The 3,501-nt window shown below is 50.9% G+C and carries 4 protein-coding genes; 1 reads left to right on the forward strand and 3 read right to left on the reverse strand.

Annotated elements, in window-relative coordinates; genetic code table 11:
- The first annotated feature begins 23 nt into the window (after positions 1-23).
- Positions 24-695, forward strand: coding sequence for a histidine phosphatase family protein (locus tag Q0X35_RS06205; protein WP_297566597.1), 672 nt, complete (start codon positions 24-26; stop codon positions 693-695).
- 28 nt (positions 696-723) lie between these two features.
- Here Q0X35_RS06205 and Q0X35_RS06210 read toward each other — a convergent pair whose 3' ends face one another.
- From Q0X35_RS06210 to Q0X35_RS06220, 3 genes are all read right to left on the reverse strand, one after another.
- Entirely contained in the window at positions 724-1,236 is a 513-nt protein-coding gene (locus tag Q0X35_RS06210) for a PLD nuclease N-terminal domain-containing protein (protein ID WP_297566599.1), read from the reverse strand.
- Positions 1,237-1,333: 97 nt separating this feature from the next.
- Positions 1,334-2,326 (reverse strand): 1,4-dihydroxy-2-naphthoate polyprenyltransferase, encoded by a 993-nt coding sequence (locus Q0X35_RS06215; protein WP_297566605.1) that lies wholly within the window; start codon positions 2,324-2,326, stop codon positions 1,334-1,336.
- 28 nt (positions 2,327-2,354) lie between these two features.
- A complete protein-coding gene (locus Q0X35_RS06220) occupies positions 2,355-3,470 on the reverse strand; it encodes an AMP-binding protein (protein ID WP_297566606.1) in 1,116 nt (371 codons plus the stop codon).
- Positions 3,471-3,501 lie beyond the last annotated feature (31 nt).

Genomic DNA, 3,501 nt, shown 5'->3' on the forward strand with positions numbered 1-3,501 from the left:
TGCCCGATGAAAAGGAATAAAAGATGGATTTAACTACTGTGCATTTAGTCCGGCACGGGGAAGTGCACAACCCGGAGGGGGTTCTCTACGGGCGTCTCCCTGGTTATCATCTTTCTGCGCTCGGAAATGCGATGGCAGAGCGTTTAGCGGAAGTATTTTCGCAAGGTCACGATATTCGCGCCGTTATTACCTCCCCACTGGAAAGAGCGATAGAAACCGGCACACCGACGGCGGATGCTTTCCAGTTGCCGCTGCAGCAAGATATAAATCTGCTCGAGGCGGGTAATCAATTTGAGGGAGAATCCATTAATAAGCGCGGTATGCTCGCCCATCCACGTTTTTGGAAACGCTATATAAACCCCGCCCGTCCTTCCTGGGGAGAGCCCTATAACGAGATATCACAGCGCATGGCGCGGGCAGTGAAAAATGGCTTAGAACAAGGGCGCGGGGGAGAAGTACTTTTAGTATCGCACCAGCTACCCATTTGGGTTTTCCGGCTCTTCATTGAGGGGAAGCCTTATTTCCACGATCCGCGGAAGCGTGAATGTGCTCTCGCTTCGGTGACTTCTTTGAGCTTCGTAGATAATCAGTTGGTTTCGTGGAAATACTGGGAGCCTGCTGCTGAGTTACTGCAGCAGGCGCAAGATATGACTCCTGGCACCTCTGTGGCGGCTAAAAAGACGACGGAAAAGTAAAAGTAGCGCTAGAAACCGTAAAGTAGCGCTAGAAACCGTAGAGGCCTTTACCGTCGTCTTCATCTTTCTGCTCGGCAGTTTTTTCGGTGCTCTCGGTATGAGGATTCGGCTCTGCTTGTGCCTGATTACTAGGCGATGGGGATTCTTCGTCTTTTTCGTCTTGCTCTGAATCAGTAGGCGTTTTCTTATTTTGCGCTCGCTGCTTTTCTTCAAAAGCCTTGCGCCGATTCCGAGCTTCGAGGCGTGCCAAAAAATCGGGATCGTCATCCGGCGCCAAGGGCCCCTTCGTCTTTTTATTGCCACTGCGATACAACTTTTGCAATAAATCTTTTCCACCGATAGGAGTTTCGGAGGTGAGCACTTTTTGATACTTAAAGAACAGCCAAATCGAGGCTCCCAACAGTGGAGCAATGGCAGTTAAAAGTAGCCAGAGCGGTTTACTGATTTTCCCCGGCATCGCTTCGGCCGGGGTGCGGGCACAGTCAATAAATGCATAGATAGTGACGGTGGCCGCCAATAATACAATTGCTACTCTTGCCATACCAGCCATTCTAGTAGAAGTAGGGAGCTAAATTCCATAAGCTACGCTCTGAGCGCAGAGAAAGATAGTTGTTGCAAGCAGCGCGGGAGTTTCTGGCCTATACTCGGGAATTCTTATGCAGAATGGGTTGGGCAATATCTATGAGGCAGAAAATAAGTCCACAACTCCCCACCAGCCATCCGGTAATCCCTAAGGGGGCGGTGGCGGGTATTTTAGTAGCTAAGAGGAAAGCCAGCAGTAGCGCCAGGGAAAAGAATAACTCGTAAAGTCCCGTCTTTTTCAATGCCGAAATAAGGTCTTTCCCTTTTGCTCCGCTTTGCACCGGCCGGTTAATTCTATATACCCACGGGATGAAGGCCAACAACCCCAAAAAGAGTGGATATTTGGGGGCGAGAAAAATTACTAGCAGAAGCGGCGGTAAAGCGGTGAAAACAGCAAAAACTTTTCGAGCTTTTTTATCCCCCAGCCGCACGGCCAAAGTACGTTTGCCGCTCTGCACATCGGTCGGAATATCGCGGATATTATTTACCATAAGTAAGGCGCAGGCGATTAGCCCCATAGCGGTTCCGCTGATCCAGCTATATAGAGGCGCCGTGAGGGTTTGGGTGTAGACGGTGCCCACCGTCGCCATATAGCCAAAGAAAATGAGGACGAAGACTTCCCCCCACCCAGCATAACCGTAGGGTCGTTTTCCGCCGGTATAAAACCAAGCGGCGAGCATAGCTGCTAAACCGGCCCCTAAGAGCCACCATTTTCCGCAGAGCCAAATCAGGACTAGGCCGCACACTCCAGCTGCTACTAGGGATAATAGCGCTGCTCCCAATACGGTGCGAGGGGTAGCTTTTCCTCCTCCGGTCAGACGGGGAGGGCCACTGCGGAAATTGTCTGTGCCGCGGATGCCGTCGGAATAGTCGTTAAAAAAATTGACGGCTATTTGCAGAAATAGTGCCACTCCGAGAGCTAAAAATGCTCGCAACCAAGAAAAAGCTCCTTCATTTAGGGCTACCCCTAATCCAGCGAATACTGGCGCTAGTGAAGCGGGAAGAGTGCGAATACGCGCTCCTTCTAACCAATCGTTCAGCGTGGCCACAATTTCTCCTTCTATTTTTCGTGCCGCTCTATTCTACATTCTTTTCCATATAGGCTTTTGCCCAGAGTTGTAGCTGCCGGCGATCAATTTTCCCAGATTCCAGGCGCGGGAAGTGGGGAGAATTTTCATCCCAGTTTGCAGGCAATTCCGCAAACGCTACCGCCGCTAAATCGAGCCAACTTATTACTCGCTTCGGCACCCAGCCGCCCGTAAATTTTTCTTTTAAGTAGCTGCGCACTGCTGTTTCTACCTGCGGCTTTTCGGTAATAGCAATAGCTGCTTCTCCCCATTTTTTATTAGGAACTCCTACCACCACTGCCACAGTTGAAAACCGGGCGGTAATAGCTTCTTCCACTATTTTCGGAATAATTGTGAGGCCGCCGGTGGTAATGGCGTCATCGATCCGGCCGAGAATTTCTAGCTTTCCGCTGGCCGTAAATTTTCCTAAATCGCGAGTATGGTGGAATCGCGTGCCGGCGCGCAGCGAAAATTCTTTTTCTTCTATCGGAGGAGCGGTCTTTTTCTTTAAATACCCTTGAGCTACGACGCTACCGCCGAGAGAGACCTGCCCATTTTCCGCTATTTCGATTTGGGTATCGCCGATAGCTAAGCCGTTGTATACACAGCCTCCACCCGTCTCCGTCATGCCGTAACTAGTGACGATATTAAGACCGGCTCTCTGGGCCGCGGCTTGTAAATCGGTGTGGAGAGCGGCGCCTCCTATTAGCAGTGCCGTCGCGGGATTCTGCGCCAGCAGCTGCGGATTTTCCAGCATTTCTTGCAGTTGGGTAGGCACCTGTGCGCGATAGATACGCCGGATTCCCGCAATTTTTTCTTTCGCTAGCAAATCTGGCTCTCTGTACTCATAGAAAGGCCGATATCCAGATAATACCGAGCGTAGTACCGCTTGAAATCCGGCAATATGGTGGAGTGGAAGCCGCGTGATCCACGCTCCGGCTCCGCCCATTGCCAACTGGGATACTTGTGCGGAATATATAAGACTTTCCCAGCTGAGAGCCACTATTTTTCCTTCTCCGGTAGTAGAGCCGGAGGTGCGCATCAACACCCCGGTTTCCGCTGGGATATGAAATTGGGAAATTTCTGCTTTTGCCGCTGCTATTGAGGTGCTGTCTCTTATACACATCTCCGAGCCCACGAGACCGTTATTCTAATCT

Source organism: uncultured Arcanobacterium sp. (assembly GCF_947253055.1).
Taxonomy (GTDB): Bacteria; Actinomycetota; Actinomycetes; order Actinomycetales; family Actinomycetaceae; genus Arcanobacterium_A.